Source organism: Palleronia caenipelagi (assembly GCF_007004065.1).
Lineage (GTDB): Bacteria > Pseudomonadota > Alphaproteobacteria > Rhodobacterales > Rhodobacteraceae > Palleronia > Palleronia caenipelagi.
The window spans coordinates 1-1,614 of record NZ_VFSV01000128.1 but is presented as its reverse complement, the minus strand read 5'-3'; the positions used below and the strand labels follow the sequence as shown (position 1 = coordinate 1,614).

At 61.9% G+C, this 1,614-nt stretch carries 1 protein-coding gene and 1 pseudogene; one reads left to right on the top strand and one right to left on the bottom strand.

Going from position 1 to position 1,614, the window contains the following annotated elements; all coding sequences use genetic code 11:
• Positions 1 to 1,277, top strand: a pseudogene (gene istA / locus FEV53_RS20185) (IS21 family transposase); the annotation flags it as partial.
• Positions 1,278 to 1,378: 101 nt separating this feature from the next.
• Here the strand turns inward: istA and FEV53_RS20180 are convergent.
• Positions 1,379 to 1,614, bottom strand: a 236-nt coding sequence (locus FEV53_RS20180) for an integrase core domain-containing protein (protein WP_142836402.1), incomplete at its 5' end; no start/stop codon positions are given.

Sequence of the window (1,614 nt, the reverse complement as noted above, 5' to 3'; positions counted from 1 at the left end):
GATTTGTATTTGAAGGTGCGTCAGGCTCATTTTCAGGACGGTTTGAGCGGGCGCCAGATTGCCCGGGGTTTTTGGGATCAGCCGGGACAGTGTTGCGAAGATGCTGGCCTGTTCGGAACCGCCGGGGTATCGGCGGACGGCGCCGATCCGACGGCCCAGGCTGGATGCTTTCATTGGTCAGATCGACCGGTGGCTGACCGAGGACAAAGGCCGGCCACGGAAGCAACGTCACACGGCGAAGCGCATTTTCGAGCGGCTGCGGGATGAGTGCGGATTTGATGGCGGCTCCACGATCGTGAGGGATTACGTCCGGCTCTCGAAGCGGACCGGCAAGGAGATGTTCGTGCCGCTCAGCCATCCCGCAGGGCATGCGCAGGCCGATTTTGGCGAAGCACTTGTGGTGATTGGCGGTGTTGAGCAGAAAGCGCACTTCTTTGCCTTCGATCTGCCGCACAGCGACGCCTGTTATGTCCGGGCCTGCCCGGCAGCCACCACGGAGGCCTGGCTTGACGGACATGTCCATGCCTTTGCGTTCTTCGGCGCCATCCCTCAGTCGATCCTTTATGACAACGACACGTGCCTCGTTGCCAGGATCATGCCGGATGGCACCCGGCAGAGAACGCAGCGGTTCAGCGCGATGCTGTCGCACTATGTGGTCCGGGATCGCTACGGGCGCTCGGGCAAGGGGAATGACAAGGGAGCCGTCGAGGGTCTGGTTGGCTACGCCCGCCGCAACTTTATGGTGCCGATCCCGTCCTTTCCGGACTGGGAGGCGTTCAACGCCTGCCTCGAAGAGCAGTGCCGCAGGCGGCAGGGCAATGTTCTGCGCGGCCACAAGGCCAGCATCGGTGACCGGCTGCAAGCTGACCTTGCCGCGATGCGGGACCTGCCGGCAGCCCCATTCGAGGCCTGCGACCTCCGAAGCGGCCAGGTCACGTCGACATCGGTGGTGCGCTGCCGCGGCAACGATTACTCGGTGCCGGTTGCCTATGGCCACCGCGAGGTCTGGATCAAAGGCTTCGTGACCCGTGTCGTCATCGGCTGCGCGGCGCAGGTGATCGCCGATCATCCCCGGTCCTGCGACACCGGCGACATGGTGTTCGATCCGTTGCATGACCTGCCGCTGGTCGAACGCAAGAATGAGACCCTGTCCGCCATTGGTCCGGGGACAATGGTCGAATGCTTTCGATCAGGCAGCCCCCCTGCAGGGGTGGGAACTGCCCGAAGCCTTCAGCACGCTCCAGCGGTTGCTGGAAGCCCGCCAGGGCAAAGCTGGCTAACGAGAGTATGTACAGGTCTTGCGTCTGCTGGAGCCCAGAGGTGGTCCTTGAAATTCGACCAGTTTGCCGCCGTGCTAAGCTATAGCATTGGTTTCATTTCAGGCGGCAACCTTCAGGTCCGGAGATTGCTTGTCATAGGCCTCGTCCGGCGTCATGATCCCATGTGATGAGTGCGGGCGTCTTTTGTTGTAGTAGCTGATCCAGTCACCGATCCCGTCCCGGGCTTCGGAACCTGTTTCGAAGGCGTTCAAGTAGACGCATTCGTATTTGAGGGATCGCCAGAGCCGCTCGATCATCCGGTTGTCGATCCAGCGGCCCCGGCCATCCATCGAGA